The organism is Streptomyces sp. NPDC046876 (genome assembly GCF_040645035.1).
In the GTDB taxonomy this organism is placed as follows: Bacteria; Actinomycetota; Actinomycetes; order Streptomycetales; family Streptomycetaceae; genus Streptomyces.
Genome location: NZ_JBEYXK010000029.1, coordinates 19,694 through 34,708 on the forward strand (window position 1 = coordinate 19,694; position 15,015 = coordinate 34,708).

The 15,015-nt window shown below is 73.9% G+C and carries 11 protein-coding genes and 1 pseudogene; 8 read left to right on the plus strand and 4 right to left on the minus strand.

Going from position 1 to position 15,015, the window contains the following annotated elements; translation table 11 throughout:
- Positions 1–15 precede the first annotated feature (15 nt).
- Together ABZ924_RS17900 and ABZ924_RS17905 are read left to right on the plus strand one after the other, a co-directional pair.
- Positions 16–376 (plus strand): annotated as a pseudogene (locus tag ABZ924_RS17900) (GNAT family N-acetyltransferase); the annotation flags it as partial.
- Between the two features lie 147 nt (positions 377–523).
- Positions 524–691: a hypothetical protein gene (locus ABZ924_RS17905; RefSeq protein WP_361910237.1), complete on the plus strand. Its 168-nt coding sequence runs from the start codon at positions 524–526 to the stop codon at positions 689–691.
- A gap of 371 nt (positions 692–1,062) precedes the next feature.
- On the opposite strand, the gene ABZ924_RS17910 is transcribed toward ABZ924_RS17905, so the two are convergent.
- Positions 1,063–1,392, minus strand: a complete 330-nt coding sequence (locus ABZ924_RS17910; RefSeq protein WP_361910094.1) for a hypothetical protein — start codon at positions 1,390–1,392, stop codon at positions 1,063–1,065.
- 342 nt (positions 1,393–1,734) lie between these two features.
- On the opposite strand from ABZ924_RS17910, the gene ABZ924_RS17915 reads away from it, so the two are divergent.
- Positions 1,735–3,474, plus strand: a complete 1,740-nt coding sequence (locus ABZ924_RS17915; protein WP_361910097.1) for a sigma-70 family RNA polymerase sigma factor — start codon at positions 1,735–1,737, stop codon at positions 3,472–3,474.
- A 163-nt stretch (positions 3,475–3,637) separates the two neighbouring features.
- A complete protein-coding gene (locus ABZ924_RS17920; protein ID WP_361910100.1) occupies positions 3,638–6,133 on the plus strand; it encodes a Helicase associated domain protein in 2,496 nt (831 codons plus the stop codon).
- Positions 6,134–6,163: 30 nt separating this feature from the next.
- On the opposite strand, the gene ABZ924_RS17925 is transcribed toward ABZ924_RS17920, so the two are convergent.
- Positions 6,164–7,555 carry a glutamate decarboxylase gene (locus tag ABZ924_RS17925; RefSeq protein WP_361910103.1) on the minus strand — a complete coding sequence of 464 codons (1,392 nt, stop codon included), beginning with the start codon at positions 7,553–7,555 and terminating at the stop codon, positions 6,164–6,166.
- A 258-nt stretch (positions 7,556–7,813) separates the two neighbouring features.
- On the opposite strand from ABZ924_RS17925, the gene ABZ924_RS17930 reads away from it, so the two are divergent.
- Together ABZ924_RS17930 and ABZ924_RS17935 are read left to right on the plus strand one after the other, a co-directional pair.
- Positions 7,814–8,227 carry a tyrosinase family oxidase copper chaperone gene (locus ABZ924_RS17930; protein WP_361910106.1) on the plus strand — a complete coding sequence of 138 codons (414 nt, stop codon included), beginning with the start codon at positions 7,814–7,816 and terminating at the stop codon, positions 8,225–8,227.
- Complete coding sequence (locus ABZ924_RS17935; protein ID WP_361910109.1) at positions 8,224–9,075, plus strand: tyrosinase family protein; 852 nt, start codon at positions 8,224–8,226, stop codon at positions 9,073–9,075. The genes ABZ924_RS17930 and ABZ924_RS17935 overlap by 4 nt, the downstream gene beginning before the upstream one ends.
- On the opposite strand, the gene ABZ924_RS17940 is transcribed toward ABZ924_RS17935, so the two are convergent.
- Both ABZ924_RS17940 and ABZ924_RS17945 read right to left on the minus strand, forming a co-directional pair.
- Entirely contained in the window at positions 9,027–9,752 is a 726-nt protein-coding gene (locus ABZ924_RS17940; protein ID WP_361910112.1) for a response regulator, read from the minus strand. The two genes, ABZ924_RS17935 and ABZ924_RS17940, sit on opposite strands and share 49 nt — an antisense overlap.
- Positions 9,749–11,380, minus strand: coding sequence for a sensor histidine kinase (locus tag ABZ924_RS17945; protein WP_361910115.1), 1,632 nt, complete (start codon positions 11,378–11,380; stop codon positions 9,749–9,751). Before ABZ924_RS17945 ends, ABZ924_RS17940 begins: the two co-directional genes overlap by 4 nt.
- 106 nt (positions 11,381–11,486) lie before the next feature.
- Here ABZ924_RS17945 and ABZ924_RS17950 point away from each other — a divergent pair, with 106 nt between their 5' ends.
- Both ABZ924_RS17950 and ABZ924_RS17955 read left to right on the plus strand, forming a co-directional pair.
- Positions 11,487–12,869: a cation:dicarboxylase symporter family transporter gene (locus ABZ924_RS17950; protein ID WP_361910118.1), complete on the plus strand. Its 1,383-nt coding sequence runs from the start codon at positions 11,487–11,489 to the stop codon at positions 12,867–12,869.
- Positions 12,870–13,109: 240 nt separating this feature from the next.
- Complete coding sequence (locus tag ABZ924_RS17955) at positions 13,110–14,921, plus strand: S8 family serine peptidase (protein WP_361910121.1); 1,812 nt, start codon at positions 13,110–13,112, stop codon at positions 14,919–14,921.
- Positions 14,922–15,015: the final 94 nt, after the last annotated feature.

Below are 15,015 nucleotides of genomic sequence, written 5' to 3' on the forward strand. Positions count from 1 at the left end.
GCGTCGCCGAGGGCCTCCTGGGTGGCCGAGCTCGACGGCCGCCCCGTCGGGCACGTCGGCCTGTCGCACGCGGTCGCGGGCGATCTGGCGCCCGCCCTGTGGAGCGGGCGGACCGGTGAACCCTGGGAGGCGACCGCCGTGGTCACCCGGTTGTTCGTCTCCCCCGGGGCCAGGGGGCACGCCCTCGGCGCCCTGCTGGTCGGACGGGCGGTGGAGGAAGCCCAGCGGCACCGCCTGCCTCCGGTACTCGACGTGCTGTCCCGCGATGCCGCCGCGGCAGCCCTGTACGAGCGGCTGGGCTGGGAGTTGATGGACACCGTCGAACAGCGGTGGAGGCCAGCAGACGGTGTACGTCCGGTGCTATGCCGCCCCGGCGGCCGGCGGCCGGGTTCCGCAGAAGGCGGGGCCGCGGCCGGTGCCGCCGCAGCCCGGCACGGGCAGGGAGGCAGCGGCCGCTGCCGTAGCCGACCGCGTGGCCCGGGCCCGCGGTGACGGCGCCCGCGCGGGCGCCGAGCGCGCGGTAATGGACCGCGGCCGTCCGCGGGTCGGCGGTGTCGGCCAGGGCGAGGGCGTCCGCCGGGCAGCAGCTCTCCCCTTGCCGCTGGACGACGTCGAGCAGTCGGGGGCGCAGATCCAGGCCCTGCTCAGCGCGGCCCGGCGCCGCTCACACCACAACGCCCTTCCCGCCTGAGGGCGTCGGCCCGGCGGAGCCGGGTCCCTTGGGGCTCCGCCCCGAACCCCGCGCCTCAAACGCCGGCGAGGCTGGAATGTGCCGGCCCTCCGCTTCGAAGGGTGCCGGCCCGAAGCCGCTGTGACCCTCTCCGTCGAGCACATCCCGTCCTGGCGGGCCGTGCTCTCCCGTGCGAAGGCCGGGTGGAGCCGCGAGGCGGGGTGGCCGCCGCCGAGACCGTCCAAAGCTGCGGCGGCCACGTCTCGTACGATCCCAACCACCGCTTCCTCCTCACGGGGCGGGCCCGGGCGCGCGGCCTCCCGGCCCGGGTGGGCCCGTACACCGGGCTGCTGAAGGCGACGCCGACGGCGCTCGCCCCGGCGGCGAGCCAGTCACCGACCTCCGCGGGCCGGATGCCGCCGGTCGGGATGAGCACCGCCGCGGGCAGGACCGCGGTGAGGGAGCGGAAGATTTTGGCGGGCGGCTCCCGCCTGACCGACGGCGGCGGCGATCTCCCCCAAGCAGAAGCCGCCCTCGGCGAAGACGGCCCCGCGCCGGGCGGCGACCTCGCGGACCTCGGGGGCCGGGTACGGGGAGACCAGGAAGGCCGCGCCCACGTCGAAGGCCGCCTCGGCCCGGCCGGCGGCGGTGACGGTGACGGTGCCCACGCCGGCGAAGGCCGGCCGGCCGTGCGCATCGGCGAGCGGGACGGTCCGGGCCACGGCTCCGGCCCAGCCGGGGATCGAGGTGGTCAGCTCGACGACCCGGCAACCGGCGGGCGGCCAGGGCGGTGGTGCGGCGGACGGCTGTGCCCGCGTCGGCGGTGCGCAGCACCGGCAGCAGGCGCTGGGCGGCCGGCGCCGCGTACGGCCCCGCCTCCCCCGAGGAGTTGGAGGCGTACGCCCCGGCGCTGCCGGCGGCGAGCCGAGCCCTGGAACCGCTGCTGCGGGGCCCGTCGAAAATTTTCTCGAAATCTTCTTCCGGATAAGTGTTATCCGGCCTCCGCTCGACGGTCTCCCAGGTATCGGGCATCATCGACCGCCGGTACGGACAGGGAACCTCACATGACTTCACAGCACACGGCAGAGCTGGTCGCGGCCGCTCGCGCGGGCGATCCCCGCGCGCAGGACGAGCTGGTCAGCACTTACCTGCCGCTCGTCTACAACATCGTCGGACGTGCGCTGAACGGCTCCGTCGACGTGGACGACGTGGTGCAGGACACGATGTTGCGGGCGCTCGACGGGCTGGGCACCCTGCGCACCGACGACAGCTTCCGCTCCTGGCTCGTGGCCATCGCGATGAACCGGGTCCGGGCGTACTGGCAGGCACGGCGCACCGCCCCCGGCGAGAGCGGTCTGGAGGCCGCCTGGGAGCTGGCCGACCCGGGCGCCGACTTCGTCGACCTGACGGTCGTACGGCTCCAGCTGGAGGGTCAGCGGCGGGAGACGGCCCGGGCGACCCGCTGGCTGGAGCCCGACGACCGGGCGCTGCTGTCGCTGTGGTGGCTGGAGTGCGCGGGCGAGCTGACGCGCGCCGAGGTCGCGTCCGCGCTGGAGCTGTCCCCGCAGCACACGGCGGTCCGGGTGCAGCGGATGAAGGCGCAGCTGGAGTCGGCGCGCGTGGTGGAACGGGCGCTGGAGGCGCAGCCGCCGTGCGATGAGCTGCGGGCGCTGACGGCCGGCTGGGACGGCCACCCGTCGACGCTGTGGCGCAAGCGAATAGCCCGGCACGCGCGCGAGTGCATGCGGTGCGCGGGGCTGTGGAGCGGACTGCTCCCGGCGGAGGGGCTGCTCGCCGGCCTGGCCCTGGTTCCGGTCTCGCTGGCCCTGCTGGAGGGCGTACGGTCGGCAGCCGCGGCCGGGGCGGTCCCGGCGGGTGCGGCGTACGCGGCGCAGGGCGGCGCGGGCTTCGGGACCGGGGACCACGGCGGTGCCGGGCACGCCGGTACGGGCCACGGTGGTACGGGCCACGGCGGTTCGGGCCACGGCGACCCCGGCTTCAGCGATGCGGTGACCCAGCTCAGCCCCACCGTCTCCGCGCAGGGCGGTCTGCCTGACGGCACGTCGGGCGGCGGCCGCAGCGCACTGCGCAAGCGTCGGCAGGGCCGGCGCCGGGCCGTCGGCGGTGCGGTGATCGCCGCGTGCGTCGCGGGCGGCGGCCTCGCCTACCTCGGCGGGTTCCCCGGTTCGGGCGACAAGGGCGACAGCGCCGCCCCGGCGGCCCCGCTGACCGCCCTGTCGGCGCCGGAGTCCGCGGCCGCCTCGCCGTCGGGCTCGGCCTCCCCGTCCGCGTCCGCCTCCCCGTCCCCCTCCGCCTCCGCCTCGCCGAGCCCGTCCGCCGAGAGCCCGAGCCCGAGCCCGACGCCGACCGCGTCGAAGACGGCACCGCGCCCCGCGCCCCCGGCTCCGGCGCCCGCCCCGCAGGGAGACGCGGGCCAGGTGATCGCCCTGGTCAACGCCGAGCGGGCGAAGGCCGGCTGCGGTCCGCTCAAGGAGGACTCGCAGCTGCGCGCCGCGGCCCAGGGCCACTCCGACGACATGGCGGCCCGGAACTTCTTCTCGCACACCAACCCCGACGGCGCCGACCCGGGCAAACGGACCACGGCCGCCGGGTACCGCTGGTCCACGTACGGCGAGAACATCGCCCGCGGCCAGCAGACGCCGGAGTCGGTGATGGACTCCTGGATGAACAGCTCGGGCCACCGTGCCAACATCCTCAACTGCTCCTTCAAGGACATAGGCGTCGGCATCCACGAGGGCCCGGGCGGCCCCTGGTGGACGCAGAACTTCGGCGCGCGCATGTGACCGGCGCAGCCGGGGGCGGGGCCGCCCCCCGCGTCCGGCGCTCCCTCCCTCCCTCCCTCCCTCCCCGCCGCCCGCCTCGCCTCCCTCCCCTCCTCCCCCGTTTGCTTCAAAAGCGGTGCAGGATAGGAGCTGGAGCGAAACGAGCTGACCAGGGGAGGGTGAGGTGGCGCGCACCGCACGCAGGGAGCTGCGACCGCACCAGCGCGAGGCCGTCGACGCCGTGGTGCGGGCGCTGGAGCTGCCCGCGGGAGACCGGGTCCCGGAAGCCGGGCTGCGCACCCAGGTGATCATGGCGACGGGTTCGGGCAAGTCGCTCGTCGCAGTGCGCTCGGCCGAGGAGCTCCGGGCGCGGCGCGTGCTGGTGCTGGTGCCCTCCCTGGACCTGCTCGTGCAGACCGTCGCGGCCTGGAGGGAGGACGGGGGCCGGGCGGGGCGCTCCTTCGCGGTGTGCTCGCTGCGCGAGGAGGAGGCGGGGCTGCCGACGACCACCGACCCGGCCCGGCTGGCCCGCTGGGGCGCCGGGCCGGCGGAGCGGCTGACCGTGTTCGCCACGTACGCCTCCCTGGGACTGGGCATCGTCGAGCGCGCGCACCTCGAAGGGCTGCCGGGCTGGGACCTGATCGTGGTCGACGAGGCGCACCGCACCTCCGGGCGCATCGGCAAGCCGTGGGCCGTGGTGCACGACAACATCCGCATCCCGTCCGTCCGGCGGCTGTACATGACGGCCACGCCCCGGGTGTGGCAGGACAGCGAGGAGCCGGAGGAGGGGGAAGCGGGAGCGGGTGAAGGGCGGGAGCGCGGCCGGGGCGCGCTGGTCGCGTCCATGGAGGACGACCCGGACGGCCCGTTCGGGGCGCGCTGCCACACCCTCTCGCTCGCCGAGGCCATCGACCGGGGGATCTGCGCCCCGTACCGGGTGGTGTGCGTCGACGTCAGCGACCCGTCCTTCCAGGCGGCCGTGCTGGTGGGCGCCGACGGGCGGTCCGACGCGGTGCGCGGCGTCCGCCTGGCGGCGCTCCAGGCGGCGCTGCTGACGGCCGCCGCCGGCCAGGGGTTCCGGCGGACCCTGGTCTTCCACCATCTGACCCGCGAGGCCGAGGCGTTCGCGGCGGGGCTGCCGGCGGTCGCGCAGCGGCTGCGCGCCGCGGCCGGGCCCCGGGACGGGCGGGCCGGGGGCGGTGCCGACGCGGCCGCGGAGCCGGAGCATCCCCGTACGGTCTGGGCGGACTGGCTGTGCGGCCAGCACCCGGCGGCGCACCGGCGGCGCGTGCTGGAGGAGTTCGCCGCGCACGGGGTGGCCGACAAGGCCTTCCTCGGCAGCGTCCGGGTGCTCGGCGAGGGCGTGGACACCAAGGAGTGCGATTCCGTCTTCTGGGCGGACGTGCGCGGGTCCATGCCCGACCTGGTCCAGGCCGTCGGGCGGGCCCTGCGCATCCGCCCCGGGGAGGGCAAGGTGGCCTCGCTGGTGGTGCCGGTGCTGCTGGGGCCCGGCGAGACCCCGGAGTCGATGCTGACGTCGCGCTCGTACGGGGACCTCGCCCGGCTGCTGGAGGCACTGCGGGCGCACGACACCCGGCTCGTGGAAGCGCTGGCCGAGCAGCAGGCGCCGAGCCGGCCCCGGGGGGCGGAGTCGGTGGCGGGGGCCGGCCTGCGCAGCGGTGCGCAGTCGCTGCTGAGCTTCTCCACTCCGCGCGATCCGGCACTGCTGGCGGCGTTCATCCGGCTGCGCGTACTGCACCCGGAGCACGAGCACTGGCGGCGCGGGGTGGAGGCCGCCCGCCTCTACGCGGCCTCGGCCGGGGACCTGAGGGTGCCGTTCGCGTTCAAGGTGCCCTCGGGCGCCCGCGCCGAGGCCGGTGGCTGGCCGCCCGGGCTGGCCCGGTTCCCGCTGGGCCAGTGGATCGCGGACGCCCGGCGCAACCACCGCCGCGGGCTGCTGGGGCACGAGCGCGTGGCGGAGCTCGACGCACTCGGCATGGTGTGGAGCCACTTCGACGTGGCGTTCGAGGAGGGGCTGGCCGCGGCCCGCGGCTGGGCCGAGGAACACGGTCACCTGCTGCCGCCGGCGGACGCCACCTGGCGCGGGGCGCCGGTCGGGATCTGGGTGAAGAACCAGCGGGCCGCGGCCCGCCGGGAGGGGCCCGGGGCGCTGCCGGAGGAGCGCCGGGAGGCGCTGGAGGCCATCGACGCCTCGTGGTGCCCGGCCTGGGAGATCTCCTGGCAGCGCGCCTTCCACCTGACCCGGGTCCATCTGGACGCGGGCGGCCGGCTCCCGCTCGGCCCGGGCGAGGTGGTCGTCCAGGGCGAGGACCTCGGCCGGTGGGTCCGTGCCCAGCGGCTGGGGTGGGAGCGGCTGGCCTGGTCGCAGCGCTGGCTGCTGGAGCACGTCCTCGGCGTGGCCCCGGCCGCCGAGTCCGAACGGCCGCCGCCGCGGCGCTCGCAGGCCGAGAAGTGGGCGGAGCACCTGGCCGCGGCCCGGCAGTTCCACGCCCGCGAGCGCCACTTGCGGGTCCCGCGCACGCACGTGGAGCGCGTCGGCGGCCGCGAGCTGCGCCTGGGCGCCTGGATCGCCAACCAGCGCTCGCGCGCCTCGACCCTCACCGCCGAGCGCGTCGCCGCCCTGGACGCCCTCGGCATGCGCTGGCCGACCCCCGGCTGAACGAGCACCGCACTGGCCGCCGGACCCGTCCTAGTGGTGGAAGCCCGAGCGGGGGGCCTGCGCCAGGGGCGGCGGGGGCGCCGTCTTGAAGTGGTCCACCGACCGGCGCAGGTCCTCCGCCAGCAGGGCGATCTGGTCGCGGGTCACCCCGTGGCGGATCAGGACGCGCTGGACGACGGTGCCGTCCTGGGCGGGGGGCAGCGGGTACGAGGGCACCTGCCACCCCCGCATGCGCAGCCGGTCGGAGAGGTCGTACAGGGTGAATCCGGCCCCTTGCGGGTCGGTCAGCCGGTAGGAGACGGCGGGCAGGGCCCCCTGCCCGTCGTAGAGGAGGGTGAAGGGGCCCATCGCGGCGACCTCGTCGGCCAGGTAGCGGGCGGTGTCGGCGCAGGCCTGCTGGACGCGCCGGTAGCCGGCCCGCCCCAGGCGCAGGAAGAGGTAGTACTGGGCGATGACCTCGCCGCCGGGGCGGGAGAAGTTGAGGGCGAAGGTCGGCATGTCGCCGCCCAGGTAGTCGACGTCGAACACGAGCTCGGCGGGGAGCAGGTCGGCGGTGCGCCAGACGATCCAGCCGACGCCGAGGGGCGCGAGCCCGTACTTGTGCCCGGAGGTGTTGACGGAGGCCACCCGGGGCAGCCGGAAGTCCCAGACCACGTCGGGGTGGAGGAACGGCGCGACGAAGCCGCCGCTGGCCGCGTCCACGTGGATCGGGATGTCCAGGCCGCGCGCCGCCTGGATCCGGTCGAGCTCGGCGGAGATGTCGGCGACGGGCTCGTAGTCGCAGGTGTAGGTGACGCCGAGGATGGCGACGACGCCGATGGTGTTCTCGTCGACGTACGCGTCGATCTGGTGGGGGAGCAGACCGGTGGCGCCCTCCTCCAGCGGGACCTGGCGCAGCTCGACGTCGAAGTAGCGCGCGAACTTCTCCCAGCACACCTGCACCGGCCCGCAGACCAGGTTGGGCCGGTCCGCGGGCAGGCCCTGGGCCTGGCGGCGGGTGCGCCAGCGCCACTTGAGGGCGAGGCCGCCGAGCATGGCGGCCTCGCTGGAGCCGGTGGTGGAGCAGCCGGTGGCGGCGGCGCCGGGAGGGGCGTTCCACAGGTCGGCCAGGATGTTGACGCAGCGGGACTCGATCTCCGCGGTCTGCGGGTACTCGTCCTTGTCGATCATGTTCTTGTCGAGGCACACGTTCATCAGACGGTGCACGCCGTCGTCGGACCAGGTCGTGCAGAAGGTGGCCAGGTTCTGGGCCGCGTTGCCGTCGAGGAGGAGCTCGTTGCGGATCAGCTCGTAGACCACGTCGGAGGGCGAATGCTCCTCGGGGATCCGGTCCTTGGGGAGGATGTGGCCGCTCAGGGTGGATGCGAACACGTCCGTTTCGGCATCGTCGGCGCGCTTGTCCTTCGTCTCATGAAGAGCCATATCCGGACTATAGGTGACGGATCATCATGAATCAGGCTTTGAGTTCCGGCCGACTCTGCCGTGTGAGCTCCTCCATAGCCGCTCCGATGTTGCAGAAGAAATTACTGCCCAATAAGCAGATCACCGCATATTTTGCTGTTTCGACCCCCTGGCCCACCCAGGGAGGGAAAGATTCCGCCAACTTGTTCTATGGGCAACTTATCCGCTGATGTCCGGATAGAGGTCAACGCTCTGTGACCTGCTGATAACTCTTCGGCCATGAACAAGATCACCCGCCGGCAGGCCCTGGGCACCACCGCCGGCGCTCTCACCGCCCTCGGCATCGCCGGCGCCACCGCGCACGCAGCCGCCACCGACTCCCGTGCCGGCACACCCTCCGGCACGGTCGACGAGGTGTACCAGGGCCGCCGCATCCAGATCACCCCCGCCACCGGCGGCGGCCAGCACGGAGGCCACCACGGAAGCGGCCACGGAGGCGGGCACGGCGACCTGCCGACCGTCCGAATAGACGGCCGGGAGCTCCACGTGATGCGCAACGCCGACGGCACCTGGATCAGCCTGATCAACCACTACGAGACCTTCGCCGACCCGCTTTCCCTCGCCCGCGCCGCCGTGCGCGAGCTGCAGGGCGCCGTCCTCGCTCCGTTCGCGCCCATGGGAGGCACGGCATGACCGTCCGCAAGAACCAGGCGTCGCTGACCACCGAGGAGAAGCGCGCCTTCACCAATGCGGTGCTCGAGCTCAAGCGCACCGGGGCCTACGACCGGTTCGTCTCGACCCACAACGGCTTCATCATGAGCGACACCGACTCCGGGGACCGCGTCGGCCACCGCTCGCCCTCCTTCCTGCCCTGGCACCGCCGCTTTCTGCTGGAGTTCGAGGCCGCCCTGCAGAAGGTGGACCCGAAGGTCTCGCTCCCGTACTGGGACTGGACCGCCGACCGCACCTCCCGCTCCTCCCTGTGGGCCGCGGACTTCCTCGGCGGCACCGGCCGGGCCCGCGACGGCCAGGTCATGGACGGGCCCTTCGCGTACGCGGCCGGGAAGTTCCCCGTCAACGTCCGCGTGGACGGCCGCACCTACCTGCGGCGCGCGCTCGGCGAGGGCGTCGCCGAGCTGCCCACCAAGGCCGAGGTCGACGCCGTCCTCGCCATGCCCGTCTACGACATGGCGCCCTGGAACAGCTCCTCCAACGGCTTCCGCAACCACCTCGAGGGCTGGCGCGGCGCCAACCTGCACAACCGGGTGCACGTATGGGTCGGCGGCCAGATGGCCACCGGCGTTTCGCCCAACGACCCGGTGTTCTGGATGCACCACGCCTTCGTCGACAAGCTGTGGGCCGAGTGGCAGGCACGCAACCCGAAGTCGGCCTACCTGCCCGGCGGCGGCACCGCCAACGTGGTGGACCTGAACGACACCATGCGCCCGTGGAACAACGTCACCCCGGCCGACATGCTGGACCACCGCAAGTTCTACACCTTCGACACCGAGCCCGCCGCGGCCGCCGCCAGCCAGCGGTAGTGCAGCTCGGGACGGCCGACCTGGCCGTACCGGGGGGTCCGGTCCGCGCGGCCGGTGTCCACCAGGTGCTCCAGGTAGCGGCGGGCCGTGATCCGCGAGATCCCGGCCGCCGCGGCCGCGCCGGCTGCGGTCAGCCCCTCGGGCGCCGACCGCAGCAGCGCGGCGACCCGGTCCAGGGTCGGCGCGCTCAGCCCCTTCGGGAGCTGCGCGGGCAGCGGGGTGCGCAGGGCGGCGAGCGCCCGGTCCACGTCGTCCTGCCCCGCCGCCTCCCCGGCCGCCGAGCGGAACTCTGCGTAGCGCAGCAGCCGTTCGCGCAGCGTCGGGAAGGCGAAGGGCTTCAGTACGTACTGGACCACCCCGAGCGAGACGCTCTCGCGGACCACGGCCAGATCGCGCGCCGAGGTCACCACGATCACGTCGACCGGATGCCCGGCGGCCCGCAGCCCGCGCGCGAAGCGCAGCCCGTGGCCGTCGGGCAGTCCCAGATCGAGCAGCAGCAGGTCCACGCGGGTCCGTTCCAGGACCCGGGTGGCCTCGGCCAGCGAGTGGACGGCTCCGACGGCGGTGAAACCGGGCACCCGGCCCACGTACAGCGCATGCGCGGCGGCGGCGACCGGGTCGTCCTCCACGACGAGCACCCGCACCGCGGGCGCCCGGCCCGCTCCGGCCGCGGTCATACCGGCAGCTCCCTTCCCCTGGGCAGTCGTACGGTGAACTCCGCTCCCCCGCCGGGCACTGCGGCGGCTTCCGCACTGCCCCCGTGCCGGTGCGCCACCTGGCGCACCAGGGCCAGACCGAGGCCCCGCCCCTCACCCTTCCCCGACCAGCCGCGCCGGAACACATCCGTCCCGGCCCCCTCGGGCAGCCCGGGGCCGTTGTCGGCGACGCGCAGCAGCAGCCCGTCCGCCTCCGGGCGTACGGTGACCTCGATCCGCGCTCCCGGCACGCCCGTGAGCGCGTCCACGGCGTTGTCGACGAGGTTGCCGAGCACGGTGACGAGGTCGCGCGCCGGGAGCACGCCCGCCCCGCCCTCCACGGCGTCGTCGGCGGCGGGCGCGCCGACCGCACGGCTGTCCGGGGTGACGACCAGCTCCACGCCCCGTTCGTGCGCCTGGGCGGCCTTGCCGAGCAGCAGCGCCACCAGCACCGGCTCCCCGACCGCCGTGACCACCTCGTCGGTGAGGGCCTGGGCCAGCTCCAGTTCGGCGGTGGCGAATTCCACCGCCTCCTCGGCGCGCCCGAGTTCGATGAGCGAGACCACCGTGTGCAGCCGGTTCGCGGCCTCGTGGGCCTGGGCGCGCAGCGCCTGCGTGAAGGCCCGCTCGTGGTCCAGCTCCCCGGTCAGCGACTGGAGTTCGGTGTGGTCGCGCAGGGTGACCACCGTGCCGCGGCGGCCGCCGCCGGCCACGGGCGAGCTGTTGAGGACCAGCACCCGGTCGGCCGTCAGGTGCACCTCGTCCACGCGGGGCCGGTCGGCGAGCAGGGCCCCGGTCAGGGGCGGCGGCAGCCCGAGGTCGGCGGCCGCGGTGCCGCGGACGTCCCCGTCCAGGCCGAGCAGTTCGCGCCCGGCGTCGTTGATCAGGGTGATCCGGCGGCGGCCGTCGAGCATCAGCAGCCCCTCGCGGACGGCGTGCAGGGTGGCCTGGTGGTAGTCGTACACGCGGCTGAGCTCGGCGGCGTTCATGCCGTGCGTGTGCCGGCGCAGCCGGGCGTTGACGACGTACGTGCCCACCGCGCCGAGGGCGAGCGCCCCGGCCGCCACCCAGGCGAGGGCGGTGAGCTGCCGGGCGAGGCGGGCGCTGATGGCCCGGACGGTGATCCCGGAGGCGACCATGCCGACGACGCGGCCGCCGTCCCCGATCGGGGTGACCACGCGGATGGAGGGTCCCAGCGTCCCGGTGTAGGTCTCGCTGAAGGTGTCTCCGCGCAGGGCGCGGGCGGTGTTGCCCATGAAGGGCTCGCCGATGCGGCGCGGGTCGGGGTGGGTCCAGCGCCTCCCGTCCGGGGCCATGATCGTCACGAAGTCCACGCCCGAGTCGATGCGTACCCGCTCGGCGTACGGCTGGAGCACGGCGGAGGGGTCGCCGCCGCGCCCCGCGCCCCGTACGGCGTCGAGGACGGACGGTGAATCGGCGACGGCGCGGGCCACGGCCCCGGCCTGGCGGCGGGCCGCCTCCTCGGCCTGGCCGCGGGCGGTGGCGTACGCGAAGACCGCGCAGCCGGCGACGACCACGGCGACCAGCAGCACCTGCATGGCGAAGAGCTGGCCCGCGAGGCTGCGGGGAGGCCGGGGGAAGCGGAACATGACGGTCAGTGTGCACCGGTCCGTGAACTCAATGAACGCAAGGGTGACCGGGGTCACAGGGCTGAGCGATGGTCTCCCGGAACGACTTCACCACCAGGAGGCGAACGTGGCCGCCAGACCCGCCAGACCCGCCGGACCCGCTGGACGCGACCGGACCCACTATCTCTACATCGCGGTGATCGCCGCGGTGCTGCTCGGCATCGCCGTCGGCTTCGCCGCGCCCGGCACGGCCGTGGAGCTCAAGCCCTTGGGCACCGGCTTCGTGAACCTCATCAAGATGATGATCTCGCCGGTGATCTTCTGCACGATCGTGCTGGGCATCGGGTCGGTGCGCAAGGCCGCCAAGGTGGGCGCGGTCGGCGGCCTCGCCCTGGGCTACTTCATGGTGATGTCCACGGTGGCGCTGGCCATCGGCCTGGTCGTCGGGAACCTGCTGGAGCCGGGCAGCGGGCTGCACCTGACCGAGGCCGTCAAGCACGCGGGTGAGGCGCAGGCCAAGGCGGGCGGGGCGCAGAGCACGCCCGAGTTCCTGCTCGGGATCATCCCGACCACGCTGGTGTCGGCCTTCACCGGCGGGCAGGTGCTCCAGACGCTGCTGGTGGCGCTGCTGTGCGGGTTCGCGCTGCAGGCGATGGGGACTGCGGGCGAGCCGCTGCTGCGCGGTATCGGGCACGTGCAGAAGCTGGTGTTCCGGGTGCTGGCGATGATCATGTGGGCGGCGCCGGTGGGCGCGTTCGGCGCGATCGCGGCGGTGGTCGGCGCGACCGGGATCGATGCGCTGAAGTCCCTCGCCGTCATCATGATCGGCTTCTACACCACCTGCCTGCTGTTCGTGTTCCTCGTCCTCGGCACGCTGCTGCGGGTGTGCACCGGGGTGAGCGTCTTCGCGCTGCTGCGCTATCTGGGACGGGAGTTCCTGCTGATCCTGTCCACCTCCTCCTCCGAGTCGGCCCTGCCTCGGCTGATCGCGAAGATGGAGCACCTGGGCGTCTCCAAGCCGGTGGTCGGCATCACGGTGCCGACGGGCTACTCGTTCAACCTGGACGGGACGGCCATCTACCTGACGATGTCCTCGCTGTTCGTCGCGGAGGCGATGGGCAAGCCGCTCGCCCTGGGCGAGCAGATCTCGCTGCTGCTGTTCATGATCGTGGCCTCCAAGGGCGCCGCCGGGGTAACCGGCGCGGGACTCGCCACGCTGGCCGGCGGGCTCCAGTCGCACCGGCCCGAACTCGTCGACGGCGTCGGCCTGATCGTGGGCATCGACCGGTTCATGAGCGAGGCGAGGGCGCTGACGAACTTCGCGGGCAATGCGGTGGCGACGGTGCTGATCGGCACCTGGACGAAGGAGTTCGACCGCGAGCGGGCCGCCGAGGTCCTCGCGGGCCGGCTGGAGTTCGACGAGACCTCGCTGGTCGACGACGGTCACGGGACGGTGGGCCTCCCCGTTCCCGGCCAGTCGGCCGGCGACAAGGACGGCGTACCGGCCTGAGGCTTACTGCCGGTACGCCGCCCACGGCCGGCCGGGCAGGGCTCGCCCCCACGGTGCCCCGCCCGGCCGGCCTTCCCCTGCCCGCGGACCCGACCGAATGTTTTCGGCCATTCGACCGACAACTTGCCTGCGGTAAAACTTACTTCCGCACCGGGGCACGCGTCTGACATCTTGCGTCCACCACTCGTTTCGTACGGCCCGGTAACTGCCATCCGCAGCACCGGGTCATCGGAGGACGCATTGATACCCCACATATCCAGCCGACCTCGCCGTACCCTCGTTCTGGGCGCCGCCCTCGGCGCCGCCCTGGCCTTCGGGGCCCCCTCGGCCATCGCCGGCACCCTGCCGGTCGTGCCGTCCGCCCCCTCGGCCACCGCCAAGGCCCCGGCCAAGGCCCCGGCCGCGGCGTCGGCTTCCCAGAGTGCGACCTGGGTTGCCGGCACCCGTGCCTACCTCGTCATCACCGCTCCCGGTGACAGCTCGGCCGTGCGCGCGGCCGTCGCCGCCAACGGCGGCACCGTCTTCTCCAACTTCGACGCCATCGGCGTGATCGTCGCCCACTCGGCCTCCGCGGGCTTCGCCGACACGATGCGCGGCGTCAGCGGGGTCCAGCAGGTCGGCGCCACCCGCACCTCGGACGTGCCCGCCGATGCCTACAACCCGGCGCTGCCCGCCAACCCGGCGCAGGCGACGACCCCCGCCGGCGAGCCGGTCCGCGCCGACATGAGCCAGATCAAGGCCGACCAGGCCTGGGCCGTCACGACCGGCTCCCCCTCGGTGAAGGTCGGCATCCTCGACACCGGCGTGGACGACCAGCACCAGGACCTGGCGCCGAACTTCAACGCGGCCGACTCGGTCTCCTGCGCCTACGGCAAGCCCGACACCCGCTCCGGCGCCTGGCGCGACGTGGACACCCACGGCACCCACGTCGCGGGCACCATCGCGGCCGCCAAGAACGGCAAGGGCGTCGTCGGCGTCGCGCCGGGCGTGAAGATCTCCGCGGTCCGCGTCGCCGAGCCGGGCAACGCGTTCTTCTTCGCCGAGAACACCATCTGCGGCTTCGTGTGGGCCGGCGACCACGGCTTCAAGGTCACCAACAACAGCTACTACACGGACCCGTGGCAGTTCAACTGCCCGGACAACGCCGACCAGGCCGCCATCATCGAGGGCGTCAAGCGCGCCCAGGAGTACGCGGAGAGCAAGGGCTCGCTCCAGGTCGCCGCGGCGGGCAACGAGAACTACGACCTCGCCCACAAGACGACCGACAGCGCGAGCCCGAACGACTCGACGCCGGTCACCCGCACCATCACCAACGCCTGCCTCGACATCCCGACCGAGCTCCCCGGCGTGGTCACGGTCGCGGCCAACGGCACCGGCACCACCAAGGCCTCCTTCTCCAACTTCGGCCAGGGCGTGATCGACGTCGCCGCACCCGGCAGCGACATCTACTCCACCCTCCCGGGCGGCAAGTACGGCTCCAAGAGCGGCACGTCGATGGCCACCCCGCACGTGGTGGGCGTCGCCGCGCTGATCGCCAGCGCCAACCCCGGCATCACCCCGGCGCAGATCCGCGACAAGCTGGCCACCCAGGCCAACGACATCGCCTGCCCCTCGGACAGCCGCTGCACGGGCACCACGGCCAACAACGCGTTCTTCGGCGAGGGCCAGGTCGACGCCCTGAAGGCCGTCGGCACCGCCAACCCGCCCGCCGGCAAGTACTTCGAGAACCTCGGCGACTTCGCCATCAGCGACAACACGACGGTGGAGAGCCCCATCACCGTCAGCGGGGTCACCGGCAACGCGCCCGCCACGCTGAAGGTCGGCGTCGACATCAAGCACACCTACATCGGTGACCTGAAGGTCGACCTCGTCGCCCCCGACGGCTCCGTCTACACCCTGCACAACCGGGCCGGCGGCAGCGCCGACAACATCCTCCAGACCTACACCGTCAACGCCTCCTCCGAGGTCGCGGGCGGCACCTGGAAGCTCCGGGTCAACGACAACGCCAGCAGCGACACCGGCAAGATCGACGCCTGGAACCTCACCTTCTGACCCGCAGCCGCACGCCGGCTGAACCGGCGCACGGACACGCATGAGGCGCAGGCCGCCCGGGAGCGGACCCTTCCGCACCCGGGCGGCCTGCGCC

What these genes read in the sequence shown, in the direction of transcription:
- ABZ924_RS17905 (WP_361910237.1), top strand. Translation starts at nt 524, where the DNA reads ATGGACCGCGGCCGTCCGCGGGTCGGCGGTGTCGGCCAGGGCGAGGGC.
- ABZ924_RS17930 (WP_361910106.1), top strand. Translation starts at nt 7,814, where the DNA reads ATGAACAAGATCACCCGCCGGCAGGCCCTGGGCACCACCGCCGGCGCT.
- ABZ924_RS17935 (WP_361910109.1), top strand. Translation starts at nt 8,224, where the DNA reads ATGACCGTCCGCAAGAACCAGGCGTCGCTGACCACCGAGGAGAAGCGC.
- ABZ924_RS17945 (WP_361910115.1), bottom strand. Translation starts at nt 11,380, where the DNA reads ATGTTCCGCTTCCCCCGGCCTCCCCGCAGCCTCGCGGGCCAGCTCTTC.
- ABZ924_RS17940 (WP_361910112.1), bottom strand. Translation starts at nt 9,752, where the DNA reads ATGACCGCGGCCGGAGCGGGCCGGGCGCCCGCGGTGCGGGTGCTCGTC.
- ABZ924_RS17915 (WP_361910097.1), top strand. Translation starts at nt 1,735, where the DNA reads ATGACTTCACAGCACACGGCAGAGCTGGTCGCGGCCGCTCGCGCGGGC.
- ABZ924_RS17925 (WP_361910103.1), bottom strand. Translation starts at nt 7,555, where the DNA reads ATGGCTCTTCATGAGACGAAGGACAAGCGCGCCGACGATGCCGAAACG.